The sequence below is a fragment of the Lysinibacillus sp. FSL W8-0992 genome, assembly GCF_038008685.1.
Classification (GTDB): Bacteria; Bacillota; Bacilli; order Bacillales_A; family Planococcaceae; genus Lysinibacillus.
Genome location: NZ_JBBOZQ010000001.1, coordinates 2654015 through 2678126, shown reverse-complemented (window position 1 = coordinate 2678126; position 24112 = coordinate 2654015). Strand labels below are relative to the sequence as shown.

The window sequence follows — 24112 nt, the reverse complement described above, 5'->3', positions numbered from 1 at the left end:
GGAGCGTTCTAATAGCGATTTGATTGAGTTTATTAGCGATTCGTCAATTACTCAAAAATTTAAAAGGATTTTAATACTATTCTGTAGTATTAAAAAACACAGGGGGTGGCAAAATGTTTGGATTATTTAAAGAATCTGAGAAAATCATGGAACCATATGAACAAGTGAGCAGTATTTTAAATTCATTGCTTACTTATGAAACAAGGGATTTACCGCTTCGTTATGAATTTTGGTACCGCTTGGCCATACGTCAGGAAGAATATCGAACATTACAAGCTGAGCATCGTGCAAAAATCTCGATGCATACGGCAGTAGGTCGTTTTCATCAAGTCCAATATGAGTCGACAAAACAAAAATGTGCTAAGCTCGAACGACTAGCGGATATTTATAAGATTTTTTGTATCGAAGAAGAACGACTAGCATTAAATCATCGCCTACATTTTCACAAGGAAACAATTGCTGAAATTTATGGGCACGTACAAAATAAAGAGCTATATACATATAATGATTTAGTACAGCAACAATTTTGGGAGGCTGTTAGCGAGGACATACTAAAAGCAATTGCCCATCTAGATTAACACTAGATGGGCAATTTACTCATGTATTACATTGAAACATATGGTAAATTTAATTAAATACAACTGTATTAAATAAGGAGAATATTTTATGATTGCTTGGATTATTACTGCAGAAATAGCCTTTTGGATTGTCATCTTAATAGGGCTGGTTTGTAGATACCGTTTTAAAAAGCCTAAACTTAGCATTATCTTTTTTGCTCTTACACCTGTTATTGACCTACTATTAGTATTGCTAACTGCCATGGACTTGCGAGCGGGTACACCAGCCTCCATTTCTCACGGTATCGCCGCTGTTTATATAGGTGTCTCCATAGCATATGGTAAAACGATGATTACTTGGGCAGATGAAAAGTTTCAACAGTGGTTTTTAAAACTACCCATTGAAAAGAAACGATTAACAGGACTAGCAAAAGGTATTAATGAAATAAAAATGCTTGGTCTACATGTTATTGCCTACGTAATTAGTGCTAGTTTATTATATGCAATGATCGTATTTATCGGTGAACTTACTGATACATCTTCCCTTTTACAAGTAATGAAAGTTTGGGGCATTATTTTAATAATTGATGCTATTATTAGCTTTTCGTATATAATTTTCCCTAATAAAAAGTAATATTTTCATGTTCCTTCGTATGTATATGGATGGCAATTGATATGACAATACATAAAGGTGGCTATCTAGATAAACGAGCAATTTTTACAGACATACAATTTCCAATAAGTGTATTCAAATAAAAAAGCCTCTCACAAATGTGTGCGAGGCGCTTGCTTGTCAACATCATCCTTCATTATTTTCCATTCCCTGCTGTAGTAGTTCTTTTAATTCATGTACTTGATCGGCTTTAATCGCCACGTTGTTATAACTTTTTTTTAATCCTAACATAAACGTTACTTCCACAGGTTCTTTCATCTTCAGCATGATTTGTGGATATGCTTCTCCAAAATCACGTGCGATAAAATCAATAGTATCCTTCGATAATTTTTCTTTTAACCGTTCTGGGTCATCTTCCATTTTTTCGATATTAGCAAAGCGAATAGTCGCTCGTTTCATTAAACCTAAAGATAAATAAAGTGAATCATTTGTTGTATAGATAGGATTTAGGCGAACTGCCTGCATATCCGCAATGAAAAATAGGACTGAGTATACATTAAGAATTAACAATAGGATAGATAATATTATGGATTTGTCATGAAGCCACCAATGTATACCGATTGTTTCGATGACGATTGCATGAATCATCATCATTTGAAAGGCGATATAGCTGGAGTTTTTATGCAAAGTTAATCCGGCGCGTTCTCGCCTCTTCCAACTTGCAAAACCGTAATAAAGAACGAGTAAATCTGTACAGAGCAATTGAATAATAGGGTACTTAGGTGCATGTTTTTCAACAGCTTGCGGAAAAGAGAAAATATCTGGTAGTGCGCTTACCCGTACATCCCTTAAAATTTTAGGCATATAGTAGACAAGCGTTGTAACAAATACAAGCTCAATAACGAGTAGTGCCCCTTCAATCGCAAATCCAGCCCATGTTACTACAACAAACGGCTGCAAATGATCTATTGGAATAATAAACCGTGCAGCAATACAGCCTGAAGCGGCTAAAACAATCGCATGCTTAACAGAAAACTTTCGTTTATAAAGCATAAATAACACTGGTATAACAATTATAAAATCGAGTAATGAACCGACTACAACGCCTGCTGTTTCGGCTGGTAAAATGGACAGACCAAGTCCGGTATTATAAAGCGAGTAGTTACTAATTAATACAACTAATAAAAACACAAGCCAAATATTTTGTTTCTTTTTTAAGGCTATCATGTCGTATCTCTCCTTTTAGATTACCATCGCTTCTAATTCTACTTTTAACTATATAAATAACTTTAAAATATTTGGTATAATTTGCAAACCCTTTCACAAAACAAACTGCAAATAATTTTCTAACTTGTCATGGATTGTTCACTGATTTGTCCAATCATTCTATACTACGTTGTTGTGCTAGAAATTTTTTACGATACACATGCGGTGAATAGCCCGTATACTCCTTAAACCGTTCAATATAGTAGCTAACTGTACTAAAGCCAGTTAGCGACGCAATAAAAGTGATGGAATGCTCACTATCTCGCAATAGTTCTATACTTTTTCGTAAACGATAATGTAAAAGATACGTAAAAGGTGTGATGCCAACAATTTTTTTAAAGAAACGACTACATTCTGCCCTGCTTATAAAAACATGTGCAGCTAACATTTCAAGCGTTATTTTTTCTTGATAATGGCTATGGATAAAATCGAGCATTTCTTTTGCACGCTCATGTTGAACAATTATAGATGACTGCATCGTTTCTACTGTTAGCTTTGATTGCATTAATATCGATTCCCATATCAATAATAATGTTCTCCACACCTGAATTTCAAAATAGGCATTTCGGTCTTTTAATAGCTGAGCCGTTCTTTCAACAGCTTGCGCAAGCTCTCCAGAAAGCTTCACAAATGGCAGTCTATTATTTTCTACATATGGACTCACATATTTAGCTGTCAATATACTCCCTTCATGTCCTCCCAATAATTTAGGATCTACATTAATACAAAAGAGCTTCGACTGTTCAACGTTATAAGGCTGTGCTTCATGCAAACATGCTGCGTTGACAAACAAGCCATCTCCCTCCTCAAGTACTAATACATCAGCACCTACACGATATTTAACACGCCCACTTACCACATAGACAAATTGAATTTCCTTATGCCAATGTAATGGTAAAAAATCACGGCGATCTACCCGCAAATGCGTTTCATATAATGCGACTGGAAATGCATTGGAGCCATGTAACGTTAATTCCTGTAAATCCTTCGCTACTTTAATGTGCGTTAGTGCCATTGTTATCACCTCAATATATTGATATTTTCAACCATATAATTCGATATTTTGTCTTGTAATAAGTATTTATAATAACTTTATATTGATAGTTTAGGAGATGCTATAGTAATGAATCAACAAAATAAAAAAAAACATATCTTTGGTTTTATTCTTGTCATTCTCGGTGCAAGCTTTTGGGGAATTGGTGGAACAGTCGCGCAAAAACTTTTCCAACAAGAACAAATTGAGGTTGGTTGGCTCGTTTCGAGTAGACTTTTGCTTGCAGGTATCCTGTTAATTGCCATCTACAAAATTACACATCGCCAACACTCCATCTTTGTCATGTGGCGAACAAAGAAAGATGCTTTTAGACAAATTCTGTTTAGTTTACTCGGCATGCTTGCTGTACAATACACATACATGATGTCAATTGCTATCGGCAATTCTGCTGTAGCGACTTTACTGCAATATTTAGCCCCTCTTTTCATCATCGCTTTTTATATCATACAAAGACATAGCAAATTAACGAAGCAAGATGGCATTGCAGTAACACTTACACTTACAGGTACTACTTTATTGCTGACAAATGGCTCTTTTTCCACACTTTCCGTTCCAATGATGAGCGTAATTTGGGGTGTGTTATCGGGGCTTTCGGTCGCTTTTTATACATTGTATGCTGTGCCACTTTTACAGCAATTTCATTCTTTACTTGTGGTCGGTTGGGCAATGTTAATTGGGGGTTCAGTAATGAGCATTTTTTATCAGCCTTGGCATATCGATCTTTCCACGTGGACCATTGCAACGAGCGCTTACTTTTTCTTTATCATTATTTTTGGGACAATGCTTGCCTTCTGGTTCTATATTGCAAGTTTGCATTATTTATCACCAAAAGAAACAAGCTTACTTGGTAGCCTGGAACCATTAACGGCTGTTTTAACAAGTGTGCTTTGGCTACAAATTCCCTTTGGAGGCTTCCAAATGCTTGGTACTTTACTTATTCTATGCATGATTTTATATCTTACTGTATTTCAGAAAAAGCAACATGACTTGGGATAAAAAACCAATTTATTAGTAGATTACTTTAAAATTAGATAATTCCAAAAATTATTAGTCACAAACTACTAGATTGAAAATAACAACTATGAATTTATATATAAATTTTACATATTTCATATATCTTTTCTCCTTGTTTGTCCAGTATACTAAAAAATATCATAAAAATAAGGAGGTATGTATATGAATAGAAAAGTAATTTTCTTCGAAGTACATGGAGGCACTGATAAGGGACCCGATGGCTTCAGACAAGATACAATGCCGATGGTAAATGCACTTAAACAACGTGGGCAAGATGCGGAAGTAGTGTTCTTTGATATAACAAAAAAAGAAGAAATTTTTGAGTACGTTAAAGAACATGGCATTGCCTATGTATCCCGTATTAACCCTGGTAATCTAGAACACGAGGAAGAATATTTTGAGATGCTTCGTGATTTATGTGCAACTGGTGTCATTGGCATGCCACATCCTGATGCAATGATTGGCTACGGTTCGAAAGATGTATTATCCAAATTAGTCTCTACAAATTTAGTACCTGATGATACATTTGCTTATTACACAATTGATGCATTTAAGGCACAATTCCCTACCTCCCTTGCGATCACTGAGCGAGTATTAAAGCAAAACAGAGGCTCAACTGGCGAAGGTATTTGGCGAGTAAAGTTAGTTGAACCGCTTGCTGCTGGTACTACAGAAGTACCACTTGATGCCAAAATCAAATGTACCGAGGCAAAAGATAATCATGTTGAGTATTGGAAGCTTGGCGAGTTCATGACATTTTGCGAGCAGTACATCACTGGCACAAACGGAATGCTAATTGATATGCGTTTCCTTCCACGTATTACTGAAGGTGAAATCCGCTTATTTATGTTGCGTGACAAACCAGTTCACGTGGTACATAAAAAACCAGCCGATAGTGAAGATGCCTTTAGTGCAACACTTTTCTCTGGTGCTCAATATCGCTACGACAAACCAGAGGATTGGGAAGAACTTGTACAAAACTTTTTAACACAACTACCTCTTGTAACTAACTTATTAGGCAATTACGACCTACCACTTATTTGGACAGCTGATTTCATGCTTGATACAAATGAAACAGGTGAAGATTGTTACATTTTAGGGGAAATGAATTGTTCATGTGTGGGCTTTACTTCTGAACTAACTTTGGCCCATCAAGTAGCAGAGGAAATTTTAGCTTGCATTCATGAACATCGTGAAATTACTGCATAACCATTGCTTATAATAGCTTCAAAGACTATAGACGAATCGTTTATAGTCTTTTTTATTCTGAAGATAGTATTTTGTTGCAACATAAAAGGCATTGAGAAATCCCCTTCTCAATGCCTTTTGTCGATGCTTATCTTTTTATCTGTACATTTTAATTCCTTGAATAAACTCATAAATGAAATAACCTGCGAAACCAATTAATAAGACTCCTGATATCATTGTAAGTGTTTTAATCATCTTACGACTCATCGCCTTACGTGTAACCGAAACAATTGTCATTAAACCTATGTCGTGCAGTAAAATACCACTAAGTATTCCAGCAGCGATTACTAGGAAGCTTGCCGATTCACCTTGATTATACGATTTTGCTAGAACTACACCGAATACATTTACCCAAAAAACAAGGTTTCCTGGCGAAATAGCCACTAGCAACCCATTTAGATACGAGGCGAAAAATGACTTTGTCACCTTTTCACCTGCAAGCGTAATATCCTTGTCGGCATTTTTAATAGAATCTAGCCCAAGTAAAAACAAAAAACCGGCTCCAATAATCCACATTGGCAGTTGAATTATCGGCATGGCTAATATAGAAGCAAGTCCCATATAAAGGGCAAAAACTAATACTACATCAACCGTCATACCACCAAGCCCTACCGCCCAGCCATGTATAAAGCCATTTTTTAACCCCTGCTTTGTCATTTCGACAGTAATGGCTCCAACAGGCATTGCAATAGCCAGTCCAACTAATACATACGCAACATATAAACTCAAACAAACACTTCTTTCATGCTATAAAATAAGCTTCTTACGTCCGTTTATATAAATATTCTAGCATAAAAATACAGAAATAGCTTATTTTTTTATATTTATTCATTACTAAGTGCCAGTCACCCAAACAATTTATAAAAATTCACGTAAAAAAACAACTTAATATCCTGCGAGAACGCATACTTGTTCAGTGCCAGTCACCCAAACAATTTATAAATATACATAGCGTGCTTTGCATAAAAATTGAAATGGTTTTTATCGTATAAAATTATTTCCTGCTTACAACATCTGTTTCTTCCATTGAGCAAGTAGATCCTCCGACTTAGCAATTTCAATCTTTAACTCAACTTGCTTAGCAGAGCAACGTTTTTGCGCTTTTTGCAAAGCTTCCTCCAATGCAGGTATGTAGCTTAAATTTTTTGTGGATGCCACTAGCTGGAAAAAGATATTCCCTTGAATATAGTACCAACGAGGATTCATACTATCTAGCTGAATCGCCTCTTCAATGAGACGAAGTGCCAAATATGGGCTCGCTTCCAGACGGTTAATAAATTGTGCAAATGCTCCCCAGTAAAGTGCTAGATTGGGCTGTAGTTTAATAGCCTCCGCATATTGCACCATTGCTTTATCAGGATCTTCTGCAAGGACAAAATATTCAGCCATTGTATAGTATGCATTCGCCTGCGCTTCAATTGACCCCGCTAATAGTTCATCAACTACTTTGCCAAATTGCTCATCGTCCTGACTTCCTATATATGCGGCGAGGACATCACGCTCAGGATACGATCCATCAACACGTTCAACACTTTGCTTCATTTTTTCAGCCTTAGGTGTTGGCATATTGGCATATCCGTTTGCCTCTAAAAGTGCCACATGCTGTTGAATAGTTGGAAACGAGGCATCTGCTTCAAATGCTTCATCCACTAATAATGCTTTAGCCAAATTATAGCTTTCTTTTACTTGACCATTTACAAATAATTCATTTACTTGTTGTACTTGTTCATTAAATTGTTTTATCACTATATAATCCTCACCTTCACCAAAAGAAAAGTCTTATAGGTAGTTTACCATCTTTAGAGAGAAAAACAGTAATTATCATGAAAACCAATGCATGAATAACCCGTTTTTTTAATATACATATTGTCACCCTATTGTTACTTCTCAAAAACATTCAGTTTCCGACATGCTAATTATTGAAGCAAAATAATTAGCAATTTGGCTAGTTTAGGAGTAAATACGATAGTCTTAATTTTTATTTCTAGTTTTTCATCATAATAATAGTTATTAATTGGATATTTTTCTGAATTATGAGATAATTGAAGTAAAATTTCTTTATCTTTGGGGCTAGTAAATTTCATTTTAGGAGGGCTTGCTATGAATCGACGTTTTCATCTGTTATTACTAATAATGGGCAATTTACTTATACTAGGAGCCATTTTCATTTATGCTTTGCAAAGTCAAGTGCAAGTGGCCTTCAGCACCTATGGCCTCGTGATGGGATTATTAAGTACGTTACTAATTATTATTTTCTATTTATGGGGGGACGAAGAGCGTCAAGTTTAAGTGCCAGTCACTCACACAATTCTCAAACAATTTATAAATATCCAAGGTATAATTTACGAAGACCTAGCGAGAACGAACGTAACGCAAGACGTATCAAGCCATGCGTAGCGAGCGTTGTGACTTAAAACGTGCGCAAGTGCCAGTCACTCACACAATTTAGGTATTCCCCCCCTGAGTGTGCCTAATAAATGTAGAAAAAAAATTTTTTTGTAGAAATTTAAAAACAATGATTGAGTAGTATATCAATTTTCTGTATAATCAGCTTGTTTGACAATACTTTATATGAACTTGGGGGTAGACAATTGGGTAAAGCATTGATTATAGGAGCTGGCGGAGTAGCCAGTGTTGTGGTACACAAGTGTGTTCAGAATTCGGACGTATTTGAGGAAATTTGTATCGCAAGCAGAACTGTTTCAAAATGTGACGCTCTAAAAGAAAAACTAGACGGCGGAAAAACAAAGATTCATACTGCACAGGTAGACGCTGACAATACTGAAGAATTAATCGAGCTTATTAAAAGCTTCGGACCAGATGTTGTTATTAACGTAGCGTTACCTTATCAAGACTTAACGATTATGGATGCTTGCTTAGCGACAGGTGTGCACTATGTGGATACTGCAAACTACGAGCCACCTGAAACGGCAAAATTTGAATATAAATGGCAATGGGCTTATAAAGAAAAGTTTGAAAAAGCTGGCTTAACTGCGCTACTTGGTAGTGGATTTGATCCAGGCGTAACAGGCGTTTTCACTGCGCATGCTCAAAAACATGAATTCGACGAAATCCACTATATCGATATCGTAGATGCCAACGCTGGTGACCACGGTTATCATTTCGCAACAAACTTTAATCCAGAAATCAACATTCGTGAAATTACAGCGAATGGTCGTTACTGGAAAGAAGGCGAGTGGATTGAAACAGCACCACTTGAGAAAAAAGAAGTTTACAACTTACCGGAAATTGGACCAAAAGATATTTACTTGCTGTATCATGAAGAATTAGAATCAATTGCTAAAAACATTAAAGGTTTAAAGCAAATTCGATTCTGGATGACATTCTCTGAAAAATACTTAACACACTTAAAAGTACTAGAAAATGTAGGCATGACTTCAATTGAACCAATCGAATTCGAAGGTCAAATGATTCAGCCAATCCACTTCTTAAAAGCAGTATTACCAGATCCAGCATCACTAGGACCACGCACAAAAGGTAAAACAAATATCGGCTGTATTTTCCGTGGTTTAAAAGATGGCAAGGAAAAAACTTACTACGTATATAACGTATGTGACCACGAAGAATGCTATAACGAAGTTGGTTCACAAGCGATTTCTTACACTACAGGCGTACCAGCAATGATTGGTGCAATGCTTGTTATGAACGGTCAATGGCAAAAGCCTGGCGTTTGGAACGTAGAAGAATTCGATCCAGATCCATACATGGATGCTTTAAATAAATGGGGTCTTCCATGGCAAGAAAGTCATAATCCAGAATTACTTGACCTTGAGATTGATGCGAAGGAACATAGCCGATGAAACCAATTGATTTCACAAAAGTTCCTTCACCTTCTTATGTAGTGGATGAACGACTTTTAACAAAAAATCTTGAGCTTTTAAAGTCTATTCAAGATCGTACTGGCTGTCGTATTTTACTTGCACTTAAAGGGTTTTCAATGCATTCAACATTCCCTTTAGTTGGTGAATACTTAGCTGGTATTACATCAAGCTCTCTATTTGAAGCGCGTCTTGGTTATGAAAAAATGGGTAAAGAAGTTCACGTTTATGCACCTGCTTACGTAGAGCATGAAATGGACGAGCTTCTTGGCTATGTGGATCACATCGTCTTTAACTCTTTCAACCAATGGGCTCAATACAAGGACAAAGTAAAAGCTGCTGGTAAAACAATTGAATGTGGTATTCGCGTAAATCCTGAGTACTCTGAAATTGAAACAGCACTATACGATCCTTGCTATACGAACTCTCGTCTTGGTACAACATTAGCAAACTTCGACAAATCTCAACTTGACGGTATTGATGGCTTACACTTCCATGCGATGTGTGAGCAAAACTCTGATACTTTGGAGCGTATCATTGAAGTTGTCGAAGAAAAATTTGGTGATGTTTTACACCAAATGAAATGGCTAAACTTCGGCGGTGGTCACCATATCACTCGTGAAGATTATGATGTTGAAAAACTAGTAAATATCATTAATTATATTCAAGATAAATACAATCTTCTTGTTTATTTAGAGCCTGGTGAAGCTGTGGCACTAAATACAGGTTACCTAGTAGCAACGGTTCTAGATATTCAGAAAAACGGAATGGACTTAGCTATTTTAGACACTTCTGCAACTTGTCATATGCCAGACGTGCTTGAAATGCCCTACCGTCCAATGATTATCGGTTCAGGACAAGCAAATGAGCTAGCACACACGTATCGCTTAGGCGGGCTTACATGCCTTGCTGGTGATGTTATCGGTGATTACTCATTTGACGAACCATTAAAACCAGGAGATCGCCTTGTTTTCACAGATATGGCGCACTACTCAATGGTAAAAAATCATATGTTTAACGGTGTAAACCTGCCATCTATCGTTTCTTATAACGATGAAGAAGGCATAAAAGTAATTCGTGAATTTAAGTTTGAAGACTATAGTGGTCGACTTTCTTAATTCAAATAAAAACCCCTCCAACATTGTTAGTTGGAGGGGATTTTTTAAAATCTTTCTGCATTTCGTCGTATATTAATTAGGCTTCTACGTTTTCTTTCTCATTCTCAAGCATTTTGTGTAAATAATTGATAATTTCTCGAATGCCCTCTAAAGAATTTACGAGTATTTTCGGATCTACATAAGTAATCATACGATTTTCTAAATTCGCCACTGCTGTAAAATAGCGTGTTTTTGAATAATTAACAAGACCCATTTGCTTTAAAACAGATTCATCTAAATCGAGAATTTCTCTAGCTTCTGTTACGAGCAGCCCGTAGTTCACTACATCTGTATTTAACACAATAACACGCGCTGTCGGTGCATTTGACGTACGGTTATAAAGAATACGTTCAAAATCTAATACCGGAATAAGTTCTCCTCGATTTCTAGTAAAACCTAGTAAATAATTTGGTAAATGCGGGATTGGGGTTACTTGCTCTAATTTTTCAATGGATATTGCTTGCTCCACCGGTACAGCATATTCTTCTGTACCACATGCAAATACTACTGCCTTTACACTTTCCATGAGGTCACTTCCTTCTATTTTAGCGCTCGTGTTTAGCTGTTTCTTTAACGATTTCAACTAACAAATCTGCCAGCTTTTCTAATTCTTCTACAGGAATCTTTTCATTTGTTGTATGAATATCTTCATACCCAACTGATAGGTTCACCGTAGGGATACCAAAACCTGCAATAATATTAGCATCAGAGCCGCCACCAGAGATACCTAATTGAGGTGTTCGGTCAATATTACGCGCTGCCGCCATAGCTATTTGTACGACTTTATCCGACTCTGTTACACGGAAGCCTGGATACATTAGTTTTACTTCTACTTCAGCATGTGCACCCATTGAAGCTGCAACTAACTCAAACGTATCTTGCATATGCTTTGTTTGGGTATCTAGCTTCGTCTTATCAATTGAACGTGCTTCTGCTAAAATATTCACTTCATCGCACACGATGTTTGTAGCTTGCCCACCTTCAAAGCGGCCAATATTCGCTGTTGTTTCTTCATCCAATCGCCCAAGCTTCATTTGTGCAATACATTTTGAAGCAACAGTAATTGCGGATATCCCTTTCTCAGGAGCAACACCTGCATGCGCTGTTTTACCGATAATTTTCGTGAAAATTTTCGCTTGGAATGGCGCTGCTGTCACGATTCCACCAACTTTGCCATCACTGTCAACTGCAAAGCCGTATTTTGCGATAATAGCAGTAGGATCCAATTCTTTCGCTCCTACTAGACCACTTTCTTCTCCTGCAGTAATGATAAACTGGATGTCACCGTGTTGAATTTGTTGCTCTTTTAAACGTTTTGCCATTTCAAACATAGCTGCTAGACCCGCTTTATCGTCAGCACCTAAAATCGTTGTGCCATCAGAAACGATATAGCCATCTTCACGAAGAGAAGGTTTAATACCTTTTCCTGGTACAACCGTATCCATATGGGAAGTGAAATAGATTGGCTCTATATTTAAAGAACCTTTTAATGTCGCGATAATATTTCCAGCACCATGACCATTGCGAGTATGTGCATCATCTTGCACTACAGAAAAACCAAGTGCTGTTAATTTTTCAATTAGAACTGGTGCAATAAGCTGTTCGTGTTTTGTCTCTGAATCGATTTGTACGAGCTCAAAAAACTCTTCTACTAAACGACTTGTCATGTTGTAAAACTCCCTTGATTTACGTGTTTTTCACGTCATAATATATGTATTAGTTTAGCACATTGACTGAAGAGTTGGAATAATACGCTAGTAGTAACTTCTTTAATTTGTATTATAAATCACTAAAAGCCTGTGAAAAGAGTATACGTCACTCTTTTCACAAGCTTTTTTATAGTTGTAAAATCACTTTCTTTTCTGTTTGTAGTACTTCCAAATATTCAAGTGCTCTATTATGTTTTTCCTGTAAACGTCTAATTGTATTATGTACATCATCCTGTACACGTGATACTTGTTCTCTTGCCGTAGAAATTTTTGAATGGACTGACCAAGCTGAAAAAATATCATCAAAGAAATAATCTGCAAATTTTACGAAGCCATCTGTTTCAACTTGCAAAGATTTAGTAGACATATCCTGTACATCAAGTAATTCATTATGAAATCGTTGCAAAGCAATTTGTGCATTATGAAGGTAGCTTTCGGTTTTATCAAGCGCATCATGCTTTAAATGTGTGGCGATAAGCCCACCGCCAAAAAACGTATCCCATGTCGAATATCCACTCGCTGAGTGCAGTGATGCAGCTGCCTGCCCCAGTTTAGTAAGCGCAATGTCACCCGCATCCTCCGCTTCTTTTATTTCGGAAATTAACTGCTTCGTTATAAGCTCTTCATTTGCAAGCTGTTCTATTTTCTGAGCGACTTCGGGTTCATGTAATTGGAGATAGTTTTTCTTTTTTATATGTAGTATGTCTAATGCTTCTTGAAGTTGTTTTTCATTAATTTGCTTGAGCTTTTGATTAACTTGCTCAAAATCAATAGTTAAGTCTTTCAGCATTTTTTTCGCTTCATTGATTTTCAATTCCAAAATAGCGGCCTTATCGACTTTCTCTGCACGCAACTCGTCTTGTTGTCCAGTCCATGTACGAAACATATTCATAAACGAAAAACCCTCTAGCTTATCAAGTTTCATACGAATTTGATTGTGTTCAATAGAATGCTTATTAATTTCCTGCTGTGCATGCTCGATTTGTCCTTCAATTAAAAACCTTTGCTCTCTTAATCGATTAGCATTTCTTAGCTGTCCTTGAAGTTTTTCCTGCTCAGTCTGTAAATGTTGCCATTCCATTCATCTCAACTCCTCTTTTGTATTTGTACGGATGAGCGAAAGAAATGTTTCAATTATCTGCCATTTTATAAATTTCTTTTTTTGACTATTGTTTTATTATTCATACAAAAACCCAGCAACCAAATGGCTACTGGGTTTGTCCATTATTATAGCGGAATGTTTCCGTGTTTTTTCTCTGGACGTGTTTCGTGTTTGTTTGACAGCATATCTAATGCTTGGATAAGTTTAATACGTGTATCGCGTGGATCGATAACATCATCCACCATACCACGAGATGCTGCCACGTATGGATTGGCAAACTTCTCTTTGTACTCTTCAATTTTCGCAGCACGCGTTGCTTCTGGATCTTCAGACTTTGCAATTTCACGCGCGAAGATAATATTTGCAGCACCCGCTGCACCCATTACCGCAATTTCAGCATTTGGCCAAGAGAACACTAGGTCAGCGCCAATTGATTTAGAGTTAAGTGCAACGTAAGCACCACCATATGCTTTACGTAAAATTACTGTAATTTTTGGTACAGTTGCTTCTGAATATGCATAAAGAATTTTAGCACCATGACGGATAATTCCACCGTGCTCTTGTTTTACGCCTGGGAAGAATCCAGAAACGTCTTCAAATGTGATAATTGGTACATTGTACGCATCACAAGTACGGATGAAGCGAGCTGCCTTATCAGAAGAATCGATATCAAGACCACCAGCTAAAACTTTAGGTTGGTTACATACAAGCCCTACTGATTCACCTGCAATACGCGCAAAGCCTACTACTACATTTTTCGCAAATTCAGAGTGAACTTCCATGAATGAACCTTCGTCTACTACTTGTTCCACTACTTTACGCACATCGTATGGGCGAGTTGTTTCGATTGGAACAGTATCCACGATTTCTGGACGGTAATCGTCACCTTCAGGACGTGCTTGACGAGGTGCTTTTTCTTTATTGTTTTGTGGTAAGTAACCTAATAATTGTTTAATTTGATCAATGGCTGCTTCTTCAGATGGTGCACGGAAGTGAGCGTTACCACTTACTGCATTATTCACTTTAGAGCCACCAAGGTCTTCAGCAGAGATTTTTTCACCTGTTACTGTTTCAATAACTTTTGGTCCAGTAATGAACATTTGAGATGTTTTATCAACCATTAGGATAAAGTCTGTGATAGCTGGAGAATAAACTGCTCCACCTGCACATGGCCCCATAATTACTGAGATTTGCGGAATAACACCAGAGTAAATCGCATTACGGTAGAAGATATGTCCGTAACCGTCTAGAGAAAGTACACCCTCTTGAATACGTGCGCCGCCTGAATCGTTAATGCCGATGAACGGCGTGCCATTTTTAGCAGCAAGATCCATAACTGTCGCCATTTTTTTAGCGTGCATTTCACCAAGTGCTCCACCAAATACAGTGAAATCTTGAGAGAATAAGTAAACTGGACGTCCGTTAATTTTACCAAAACCCGTTACTACGCCGTCGCCAGGGCCTTCCATTTTGTCCATCCCGAAATCTACTGTACGGTGTGTAATGAATGGGTTAATTTCGAAAAACGTACCTTCGTCTAGTAATAATTCAATACGCTCACGAGCAGTTAGCTTACCTTTTTCATGTTGCTTTTCGATGCGTTCATAGCCACCACCAAGCTCAATTACCGTCTTACGATCATATAAGTCATTAATTTTATCGAACATATCCATACTAATCACTTTTCCCCTTTTCCACTTTTATCACATAATTCATATAGCACACCGAAAGATGATTTAGGATGCAAGAAAGCAACCTCCGCACCACCAGCACCTGGCCCTGGCTCTTCTGATAAAAGGCGCACACCTTTTTCACGAAGTTCTGCCATACGCTCACGAATTCCTGTTACACCGAAAGCAACATGGTGAATACCTTCGCCACGCTTTTCGATGAATCCGTGAATAGTACTTTTTTCGCTCATCGGTTCTAGTAATTCTAGTTTCACGTTGCCAGCGTCGATAAATGCAACACGAACTTGCTGAGATTCAACCTCTTCCACTTTCAGTAACTTTAAACCTAAAGTTTCTGTATAATATGTAATGCGTTCATCAAGATCGCGCACTGCAATCCCAATATGGTCTACTTTCTCCATGGTGACATCTCCTTCTGTTATGGTACATACCCTATTTTACAGATTTTTTTGTCAAAACTCTACTACTTGAGAAATTTTTCAGATTTGCTAAACTATTTATAAGAAAAGAAGGAGCGAACGAGCATATGAGTAATAAAAAATTTCAGAAAATCGTTGTTTATACTATGATTGCAATTATGATAATCTCATCTCTTGCATTTGGTTTATCAATGCTAGTTTAAGAAAGTGCGAAGCGTCCACACTACTGTGGGCGCTTTCCTTTTACCTTCAAACCCTTGAATGATTGCTTTATCTCTAAATAACGATCCATTTCTTCAATGAATTGATAGAGCGCAGCCTGAGCAATAAACTCTTGATGATTTGTCGGTAACGGTAATTCGGCAAAATCTCTCTTTGCTAGCTCTAATTTCTCCCTAAAATGGCCTGCAGTATTTCCTGAATGGACATGCTCTCCAAGATCTTGTAGGAAGTCCGCAACGATTTCAGCCTCTTGTACTATAACAGGTAGTGCAGTTATTTTCGGGAGTACTCGTTCAATTATTTCAAGCTGTTGTTCACGCATATCAAAATATACATAGTAATCATTTTGTCTTCGAGTAAAATGATTTTCAACATCTTTAAAAGCTAATGATTTGGCATCATTCAACGTTTTGATAGCTTGAATAATTTCCTGCCCATCCCACAATGTATCGCCTTGTCTTAAATAGCTGGCAATTTCCAGAAAAATCTTGCTGTATAGTTCCTCTATTTTAACTCTATAGTAATTTAATTCCTTTTGAATGTCCGGCATATACATATTTATCGCTATTCCAGTACCATAACCTATAGCCATCAAAGCAAACTCATTAGTAACAAGTGCTAACGAAAAGCCCTTAGCAGCGTATATATGCATAATAATGACCGCACTTGATACAAAGCCATCTGCTACCTTTAACGACACAATAGTCGGTATAAACAATACAAGCATTCCTGCCAAAGTTAGCGGATGATAAGAAAATAGCTCAAAGCTCAAAAATGCATACAGCATACCAACTATGCTTGCGACAAAGCGGGTATAAGCAGCATGAAGTGATTTTTTCTTTGTTGGCTGCACACATAGGATCGTTAGAATACCAGCTGAAGCATAAGAAGCCAATTCAAAATACTGCGCAATCGCAATGGCAATAGCTGCCCCGATTGCTGTTTTTAATGTACGATAGCCGATTGAAAATTTCTTCAAGTCGACTGCCTCCCATCCTGCAACTTTCATAACGAATAGTTATTCATTAGAAGCTTATCTTATCTAGTAAAAATTTTTAGTTAGCAAGACATTTATTTAGCCAATATTACAAAAATTCCAAAAGGATTTGACTAAAGTGCACAAGTCACTCTAGCCAAATAAATAAAAGCTAAACCCTATTTTTATCTCACCATGCATAGGTATGGAGATTATTGAAAAATATTAAAGCTCTTCACAATATTCTTCAAAATTTGCTTGTAAGTTTGTCACTACTGACATTGGATCATGGCCTTCAATTTCATAACGACCAACTTCTGCTACTACTTGTCCATCTTTTAAAAGAACAAATGATGGAGAAGATGGTAGGTGGTCTTCACCGAAGTGATAACGAGCAGCTGCTGTAGCTTCTTTATCTTGACCTGCAAATACAGTAACTAAATGATCTGGTCGTTTATCGTAATGCACGCATTGAGCTGCTGCTGGTCGAGCAATGCCTCCCGCACAGCCACATACTGAATTTACCATAACTAATGTGATACCTGGACGAGCAAACGCCTCTTCAACAGCTTCTGGTGTGCGTAATTGCTCATAACCTGCAGCCTCAATTTCTGCACGTGCTGTTTTTAAAATTTCTTGCATAAATAAATCGTAATCCATATTCATAAAGCGATAGCTCCTTTCAATTTCGCGCTCATCTTTAAGCTTTGTATGCTTTAGATAGCGCTCATACATCTCCTATCATAGCAGTAAGTGATAGTTTTGTGCACCTACATGCTCATATAAAAGCGTACATTATTTCTGTGCTTGCTCATCGCTAAATAAACGATCTACACCTTGCGTAACCGTCAATTGCCCATTCAGAATTTGGCGCTCTAGTAACTGCACCTGTTCTTTACGGTTTGGATCCCCATAAAATGCATCGATTAGATGATCTGTAATCATTGATTGGAACCAATCTTTCGTTTGATTTTGACGGCGAATGGACCAGTAATTATTCGCTTCCACAGTTTGTCTAAAGTCACCGATCGTATTCCATACTTTGTCTAGTCCTTTTTTTTCCCACGAACTAACTGGCATAGCAGTAGACATCCATCCTGGCGTTGCAGGTTGAAGGAAATGCAAAATTTGCTTGTATTCGGATACTGTTTTTTTCGCTAGACGCACATTATCACCATCAGCCTTATGCACAACAATTGCATCCGCTAATTCCATAATGCCCTTTTTCATGCCTTGAAGTTCATCTCCTGCACCTGTTAACACTAGCAATAAGAAGAAATCAACCATACCTCGGACATACGTTTCACTTTGCCCAACACCAACAGTCTCTATTAAAATCACATCATATCCTGCTGCTTCACAAACAAGCATCGTTTCACGCGTTTTTTTATGAACACCCCCCAGGGTACCAGCAGACGGTGATGGGCGAACGAACGCATTAGGCTTTTTCACTAGTTCTTCCATGCGTGTTTTATCACCTAAAATGCTGCCCCCTGATAAAGAAGAACTCGGGTCTATTGCAAGCACTGCTACTTTTTTCCCCATCTCACATAACATCGTTCCGAAAGCTTCAATGAAAGAGCTTTTCCCTGCCCCTGGTACTCCCGTAATACCAATACGGACGCTGTTACCTGTATGCGGTAAAAGCTCCTGTAATAGCTCTTGAGCCTGTACCTTATGTGTCATATTTGAGCTTTCAATGAGCGTAATTGCTTTTGACAGTTGTACACGTGAGCCCGCACGGACATTTCGTGCAAGCTCCTGTATATCAAGTTTGTCAGCTTTTTTCTTTCGGAATTTCTTTGGTACGCCATATTGCATACCATCGTGAGATGCCTCCACGCCATCCATAACAAATAGAGCACTTTCCTGCATCTCTTTGTTTTTGTCCATTATTTAGACACTTCCTCGTAACCTAAACGTTTATAAATTTCCTCAATAATTTTAATTGCTGAAACAGGTATAACTGTACCAGGACCAAAGATGGCTACTGCCCCTGCTTCATAAAGGAAATCATAATCTTGTGCCGGAATAACGCCGCCAACGATAATGATAATATCTTCACGACCTAACTTTGTCAGCTCAGAAACTAACGCAGGTACTAATGTTTTGTGACCTGCTGCTAGTGACGATACGCCGATACAATGTACGTCATTTTCAACTGCCATTTGCGCTGTTTCTTCTGGTGTCATGAATAGTGGTGAAATATCTACGTCAAAGCCTAAGTCAGCATAGCCTGTTGCAATAACTTTAGCACCGCGATCATGCCCATCTTGTCCCATTTTTGCAACTAAAATACGTGGACGACGACCTTCATTTTCAAGGAACTCATCTGTCATATTTTTTACTTCTGTAATTTGCTCTTCATCAGAGAAGTTTGCAGAATAGACACCTGAGATTGAGCGAATGATTGCTTTATGACGACCAGATACTACTTCGATTGCATCAGAGATTTCTCCAAGTGATGCACGAGCACGAGCAGCATCTACCGCCACTGCAAGTAAGTTTTCTTCACCATCTTGTGCTGCTTTCGTTAAGCGAGCAAGATGTTTTTGAACTTCTGCCTCGTCACGAGATGCTTTCATCGCATCTAAACGCTCAATTTGTTTTTGACGAACAAGTGTGTTGTCGATGTCAAGAATATCGATAGGTTCTTCTTTTTCTAGACGATATTTGTTCACGCCTACAATTGTTTCAGTTTTAGAGTCGATTTTTGCTTGACGTTTAGCCGCAGCTTCTTCAACCTTCATTTTTGGAAGACCCGTTTCAATTGCTTTTGCCATACCACCAAGTTCTTCAATTTCTTCGATTAACGTCCATGCAGATTTTGTAATTTCATCTGTTAATTTCTCAACATAATACGAGCCACCCCATGGGTCAATCACTTTTGTCATAGCCGTTTCTTCTTGTAGGAATAGTTGCGTATTACGTGCAATACGTGCAGAGAAGTCAGTTGGTAATGCAATTGCTTCGTCCAGTGCGTTCGTATGAAGAGATTGCGTATGCCCCATAGATGAAGCATTCGCCTCGATTAATGTACGCGTTACATTATTGAATGGGTCTTGCTCTGTTAAAGACCATCCAGATGTTTGAGAGTGTGTACGTAATGCCAAAGTCTTTGGGTTCTTCGGATTGAACGTAGACATCATTTGTGCCCAAATACGACGAGCAGCACGCATTTTCGCAACTTCCATATAATAGTTCATACCGATAGCCCAGAAGAATGATAAACGTGGTGCAAAGGCATCGATATCAATACCAGCTTTTAAACCAGTACGAACATACTCAAGACCGTCCGCTAATGTATAAGCAAGCTCGATGTCATTTGTAGCACCCGCTTCTTGAATATGGTAGCCCGAGATAGAAATAGAGTTAAATTTCGGCATGAATTTAGCCGTAAATTCAAAGATGTCTGCAATAATTTTCATCGACATTGCTGGTGGATAAATATAAGTGTTACGTACCATGTATTCCTTTAAAATATCATTTTGGATAGTACCAGCAAGCTGTTCTGGTGTTACTCCTTGTTCTTCAGCTGCAACGATATAGAACGCAAGTACCGGTAGTACAGCACCATTCATCGTCATTGACACAGACATTTGATCTAAAGGAATTTGATCAAATAAAATTTTCATATCTTCTACTGAGTCAATCGCTACCCCTGCTTTACCAACATCACCTGTTACGCGAGGGTGATCAGAATCATAGCCACGGTGTGTTGCTAAGTCAAAGGCTACTGAAAGACCTTTTTGACCCATTGCAAGGTTTCGTTTGTAAAACGCATTAGATTCTTCAGCAGTGGAGAATCCTGCATACTGACGAACTGTCCAAGGACGAGCTACATACATAGTAGGGTATGGTCCACGTGTATTTGGTGCAATACCAGCAACATCATCTAAGTGTTTTACATCTTTAATATCATCTTTTGTATATATATCTTTAATTTCAATACCTTCATTTGTCAGGAATTTTTCATCTGAAGCAGCAGGAGCTTCAGATGTTAATACTTTTTCGATTTCAATCGCACTAAAATTTGGCTTGCTCATCGTTGGACCTCCTTCATGCTAGCGAACACCGAATTTAATTTTTCAATGATGTTCTGTCCTGCGAAAATAAAGCCGTTTAAGCCATTTGCTAACCAAGCTTCTTCTTCGTCTTTAAATTTACCTGCAACGTCGACAATAACGTGTGCTGGTTTTTCAGCTAAAATCGCTGGCATCATTTCTTTTGTAGCATCATCATTACCTGCGATTACAACATAATTTGCGTCTGTTGCTTTTAACCAAGCAAGCGCTTCCTCAGCTGATGCAGCTGGTTCGCTTTTTTCTGGTACAAGACCAACAGTGTTTAAGAAACCAGACACAAAATCAGCTCGAGGTTTTGAGCTTTTTAGTGAACCTAATGCTAGGATGCCAGTTTTCACATTGGCTGCAGTCATTTGTGAACGCAGTTGCTCGAACGGTATCGTAATGCGCTTAATATTTGCAAATAGTGGGTTTGTTTCGCTATCAAGTACATCTGCAGGATTTGCATAAATGTTTGTACCAATAACTGATTGTTTGCGTGTTTGTGCAGCTTTAATGCGCGCTTGGTAAGATACTTCTAACTCTTCAGTTAATTTACCTGATGCAGTATAAGCGTCGATACCCCCAGCAGCCTCAATTTCTAAAAATAATGCCCAAGCTTCTTTTACGAAATCTGCTGTTAATGATTCAATAAAGTATGAACCACCAGCGGGATCTGTTATTTTTAACACATTTGTTTCTTCTTTTAATACTAAAGATACATTGCGAGCAATACGTACAGATTGTTCTGTCGGTTTCGTTAATGCATCATGTGGGTGAACTGTAAAGACGTCCGCTCCGCCAATTAATCCAGAAAGTGCTTCATTTGCAGCGCGAAGTAAATTTACGTAAACATCCAATTTCGAGAAGCTTCGAAGTGACGTTTCAGCAAGCGTTGGAATTTTCACATTTTCTGTCACACCATAAGCTGATGAGAACGCTTTCCAAAGTACTTTAAAAGCACGCAGTTTAGCGATTTCTGTGAAGAATTGCGTATCAATGGCAAATGAAACATAAAATTTTTGTGCAAAAGCTTCAAAGCTTTCTTCTTGCTCTGCATATTTTGCTGCAATAGCAAGTGCGTATGCTAATTCTTGCACAGCATTGGCGCCCTCATTATGAAAAACGACTGTGTCTGCACTTAACGTGCGTACATTTGGCAATCCTACTAGCTTGATTGGATTGTTAGAAAAAATGAAGCCGTTTACATCTTCACGTTGTTCAGTCGGGATGTTGTCGAATACTGCCAATAATGGGTCATTTTCATTTTTCACCGTCATTTTAAACGAATATTCAGAGAAATAAGTTGCTAATTGTGCCACTATTTCTTCGGTCCATTCAAAGTTTACACGACTATCAACTGTTACTACCTCATTACCACGGGCTAAGCTATCATCAAGCTGTGCGAAGAATGCTTCACTTGTTTCTGCATACACTTGCTGTGCCACACGAAATACTTCGCTATTTTGTAGGGAACGGATTGTGGCAACTTGTTTATCTAGCTCATCTCCTAGTTTTGCTACTAAACTTTCTTGCGTGTAAAGAGGTTCTAACGTAACACCCTCATTTGTTTTCGTTAAAAGAGACTCGAATGGTTTTCCCTTTAAAGCTTTGATTGCTGCATCTTGCCATTCTGAATAGGACGGCTTTTCAAATTCAATATTTTTCATGTTGTTTGACATGCGGACGCTTAATCAGCTTCCCCCCTTAGTAGTTTCTATTTGTTATTCTACATGACAATTTGCTACTCGAAAAGCAAAAAAAAATCGGAAACCGTTATACAACAGGTTTCCGACAAGTCATCAGTAGACTGACGTCGAAGATTTATTTGTATTTTCGAGTATTTCTTTTACTCTATTTAGGAATTTACCACAAACTAATCCATCTAGTACACGATGATCTAAAGATAAACATAAATTTACGATATCGCGTGCAGCAAACATTCCGCCAGGTAAAACGACTGGTTTTTTTACAATACTTTCCACTTGCAGAATAGCAGCTTGTGGATAATTAATAATGCCCATTGACTGCATAGAGCCGAAAGCACCCGTATTATTAACCGTAAACGTACCACCTTTAATATTGTCCATTGTTAGTTTGCCTGTACGCACTTTTTGAGCAAGCTCATGAATCTCTTTAGCAATCCCTTTAATTGATTTTTCATCAGCGTGTTTTATAACAGGGACAAAAAGTGCATCATCTGTTGCTACTGCAATGGAAATATTTATGTCATGCTTTTGGATAATTTTATCTCCTGCCCACATAGAATTCATCATCGGGAACTCTTTAAGTGCTTGTGCTACAGCCTTAACAAAGAACGCAAAGTAGGTAATATTAAACCCTTCTTTTTGTTTAAATTCCGTCTTAATGCTATCTCGGTAAGCAACTAATTCCGTTACATCAACTTCCATCATCATCCAAGCATGTGGCACTTCTTGAGCACTACGCACCATGTTATTCGCAATGGCACGGCGCACATTTGTAACTGGTATTTCAATATCACCCGCTTGTGTCTCTTGCACAGATACTGCTGGTTTTGCAGCTGGTGCTGGTGTAGTGACTTGTTCGTTACTAGCAGCGGCAACTGGCTCAGAAGATGGTGCATCCGTTGTCGTCGGTACATTGCCAGCATCAATTAATTGTTGAAGGTCTTTTCGTGTAATACGGCCACCCTCTCCTGTACCAACAACTTGCTCGAGTGCAATATCATGCTCTTGTGCTAGTCTAAGTACGGCTGGTGAGTAGCGCGCTTTTTGCTGTCTTACTGGTTTTTCTGATGAAATTGCAACAGTAGTTTCCTTTGGCGTCTCTTGTTTTTTCTGAATACCAGCATTGAGAATCGCTGAACTTACTGTTGATTTTTTCGCAGGTGGAGCTTCAGGTAACTCACTGTCACCTGCTATTTCGATTGAACAAACAACCGCTCCAACAGGTAACGTCTGCCCTTCCTCAGCAAGTAGCTCTGTAATTACCCCTTCAAAAGAGGATGGGATTTCTGCATTTACTTTATCTGTCACAACTTCTGCTAATGGATCATATTTTTTTACTGTATCACCTGGTTGCACGAGCCATTTTTCGATTGTACCTTCTGTTACGCTTTCACCGAGCTGTGGCATCGTAATGTTTTGAATCGCCATTATCTATTCCTCCCATCAATTACGCCTCGGTAGTAACCTTAGCC

At 38.1% G+C, this 24112-nt stretch carries 23 protein-coding genes; 8 read left to right on the top strand and 15 right to left on the bottom strand.

The window, feature by feature from the left end:
• Positions 1-113: 113 nt before the first annotated feature.
• Complete coding sequence (locus tag NSQ74_RS13335; RefSeq protein ID WP_340823918.1) at positions 114-578, top strand: hypothetical protein; 465 nt, start codon at positions 114-116, stop codon at positions 576-578.
• Between the two features lie 88 nt (positions 579-666).
• Complete coding sequence (locus tag NSQ74_RS13330) at positions 667-1191, top strand: hypothetical protein (protein ID WP_340823917.1); 525 nt, start codon at positions 667-669, stop codon at positions 1189-1191.
• A gap of 165 nt (positions 1192-1356) precedes the next feature.
• Here NSQ74_RS13330 and NSQ74_RS13325 read toward each other — a convergent pair whose 3' ends face one another.
• On the bottom strand, positions 1357-2397 hold the full coding sequence (locus NSQ74_RS13325; protein WP_340823916.1) for a beta-carotene 15,15'-monooxygenase: 1041 nt from the start codon (positions 2395-2397) through the stop codon (positions 1357-1359).
• A 154-nt stretch (positions 2398-2551) separates the two neighbouring features.
• Complete coding sequence (locus NSQ74_RS13320) at positions 2552-3451, bottom strand: AraC family transcriptional regulator (RefSeq protein ID WP_340823915.1); 900 nt, start codon at positions 3449-3451, stop codon at positions 2552-2554.
• Positions 3452-3559: 108 nt separating this feature from the next.
• On the opposite strand from NSQ74_RS13320, the gene NSQ74_RS13315 reads away from it, so the two are divergent.
• Together NSQ74_RS13315 and NSQ74_RS13310 are read left to right on the top strand one after the other, a co-directional pair.
• Entirely contained in the window at positions 3560-4486 is a 927-nt protein-coding gene (locus NSQ74_RS13315; protein WP_340823913.1) for a DMT family transporter, read from the top strand.
• 180 nt (positions 4487-4666) lie between these two features.
• Positions 4667-5713 carry a Cj0069 family protein gene (locus tag NSQ74_RS13310; RefSeq protein ID WP_340823912.1) on the top strand — a complete coding sequence of 349 codons (1047 nt, stop codon included), beginning with the start codon at positions 4667-4669 and terminating at the stop codon, positions 5711-5713.
• Positions 5714-5848: 135 nt separating this feature from the next.
• Here the strand turns inward: NSQ74_RS13310 and NSQ74_RS13305 are convergent, their stop codons facing one another.
• A complete protein-coding gene (locus tag NSQ74_RS13305) occupies positions 5849-6481 on the bottom strand; it encodes a LysE family transporter (RefSeq protein WP_340823910.1) in 633 nt (210 codons plus the stop codon).
• A 276-nt stretch (positions 6482-6757) separates the two neighbouring features.
• Positions 6758-7498 carry a tetratricopeptide repeat protein gene (locus NSQ74_RS13300; protein ID WP_340823909.1) on the bottom strand — a complete coding sequence of 247 codons (741 nt, stop codon included), beginning with the start codon at positions 7496-7498 and terminating at the stop codon, positions 6758-6760.
• A 354-nt stretch (positions 7499-7852) separates the two neighbouring features.
• Here NSQ74_RS13300 and NSQ74_RS13295 point away from each other — a divergent pair, with 354 nt between their 5' ends.
• From NSQ74_RS13295 to nspC, 3 genes are all read left to right on the top strand, one after another.
• Positions 7853-8041, top strand: coding sequence for a hypothetical protein (locus tag NSQ74_RS13295; RefSeq protein ID WP_340823907.1), 189 nt, complete (start codon positions 7853-7855; stop codon positions 8039-8041).
• Positions 8042-8343: 302 nt separating this feature from the next.
• Positions 8344-9573, top strand: a complete 1230-nt coding sequence (locus tag NSQ74_RS13290) for a saccharopine dehydrogenase family protein (protein ID WP_340823905.1) — start codon at positions 8344-8346, stop codon at positions 9571-9573.
• Positions 9570-10709: a carboxynorspermidine decarboxylase gene (gene nspC, locus NSQ74_RS13285; RefSeq protein ID WP_340823904.1), complete on the top strand. Its 1140-nt coding sequence runs from the start codon at positions 9570-9572 to the stop codon at positions 10707-10709. Before NSQ74_RS13290 ends, nspC begins: the two co-directional genes overlap by 4 nt.
• 76 nt (positions 10710-10785) lie before the next feature.
• Here nspC and NSQ74_RS13280 read toward each other — a convergent pair whose 3' ends face one another.
• The 5 genes from NSQ74_RS13280 to mce form a co-directional block, all read right to left on the bottom strand.
• On the bottom strand, positions 10786-11274 hold the full coding sequence (locus NSQ74_RS13280) for a chemotaxis protein CheW (protein WP_340823902.1): 489 nt from the start codon (positions 11272-11274) through the stop codon (positions 10786-10788).
• Between the two features lie 19 nt (positions 11275-11293).
• Positions 11294-12415 (bottom strand): M20/M25/M40 family metallo-hydrolase, encoded by a 1122-nt coding sequence (locus NSQ74_RS13275; RefSeq protein ID WP_340823901.1) that lies wholly within the window; start codon positions 12413-12415, stop codon positions 11294-11296.
• Positions 12416-12584: 169 nt separating this feature from the next.
• On the bottom strand, positions 12585-13538 hold the full coding sequence (locus NSQ74_RS13270) for a hypothetical protein (RefSeq protein ID WP_340823899.1): 954 nt from the start codon (positions 13536-13538) through the stop codon (positions 12585-12587).
• Positions 13539-13684: 146 nt separating this feature from the next.
• Positions 13685-15232, bottom strand: coding sequence for an acyl-CoA carboxylase subunit beta (locus NSQ74_RS13265; protein ID WP_340823898.1), 1548 nt, complete (start codon positions 15230-15232; stop codon positions 13685-13687).
• Between the two features lie 5 nt (positions 15233-15237).
• Complete coding sequence (gene mce / locus NSQ74_RS13260; protein ID WP_340823896.1) at positions 15238-15651, bottom strand: methylmalonyl-CoA epimerase; 414 nt, start codon at positions 15649-15651, stop codon at positions 15238-15240.
• Positions 15652-15776: 125 nt separating this feature from the next.
• Between mce and prli42 the strand changes: the two genes are divergently transcribed.
• On the top strand, positions 15777-15872 hold the full coding sequence (gene prli42 / locus NSQ74_RS13255) for a stressosome-associated protein Prli42 (RefSeq protein WP_340823895.1): 96 nt from the start codon (positions 15777-15779) through the stop codon (positions 15870-15872).
• 20 nt (positions 15873-15892) lie between these two features.
• Here prli42 and NSQ74_RS13250 read toward each other — a convergent pair whose 3' ends face one another.
• From NSQ74_RS13250 to NSQ74_RS13225, 6 genes are all read right to left on the bottom strand, one after another.
• Positions 15893-16900 (bottom strand): aromatic acid exporter family protein, encoded by a 1008-nt coding sequence (locus tag NSQ74_RS13250; protein ID WP_340823894.1) that lies wholly within the window; start codon positions 16898-16900, stop codon positions 15893-15895.
• A gap of 192 nt (positions 16901-17092) precedes the next feature.
• A complete protein-coding gene (locus NSQ74_RS13245; RefSeq protein ID WP_340823892.1) occupies positions 17093-17533 on the bottom strand; it encodes a BrxA/BrxB family bacilliredoxin in 441 nt (146 codons plus the stop codon).
• Positions 17534-17662: 129 nt separating this feature from the next.
• The gene (gene meaB / locus NSQ74_RS13240) at positions 17663-18760 is read right to left on the bottom strand and encodes a methylmalonyl Co-A mutase-associated GTPase MeaB (RefSeq protein WP_340823890.1); all 1098 of its coding nucleotides are present in this window, start codon (positions 18758-18760) and stop codon (positions 17663-17665) included.
• Complete coding sequence (scpA, locus tag NSQ74_RS13235; RefSeq protein ID WP_340823889.1) at positions 18760-20913, bottom strand: methylmalonyl-CoA mutase; 2154 nt, start codon at positions 20911-20913, stop codon at positions 18760-18762. Before scpA ends, meaB begins: the two co-directional genes overlap by 1 nt.
• On the bottom strand, positions 20910-22601 hold the full coding sequence (locus NSQ74_RS13230) for a methylmalonyl-CoA mutase family protein (protein ID WP_445669062.1): 1692 nt from the start codon (positions 22599-22601) through the stop codon (positions 20910-20912). Before NSQ74_RS13230 ends, scpA begins: the two co-directional genes overlap by 4 nt.
• Before the next feature lie 132 nt (positions 22602-22733).
• Entirely contained in the window at positions 22734-24068 is a 1335-nt protein-coding gene (locus tag NSQ74_RS13225; RefSeq protein ID WP_340823886.1) for a dihydrolipoamide acetyltransferase family protein, read from the bottom strand.
• Positions 24069-24112: the final 44 nt, after the last annotated feature.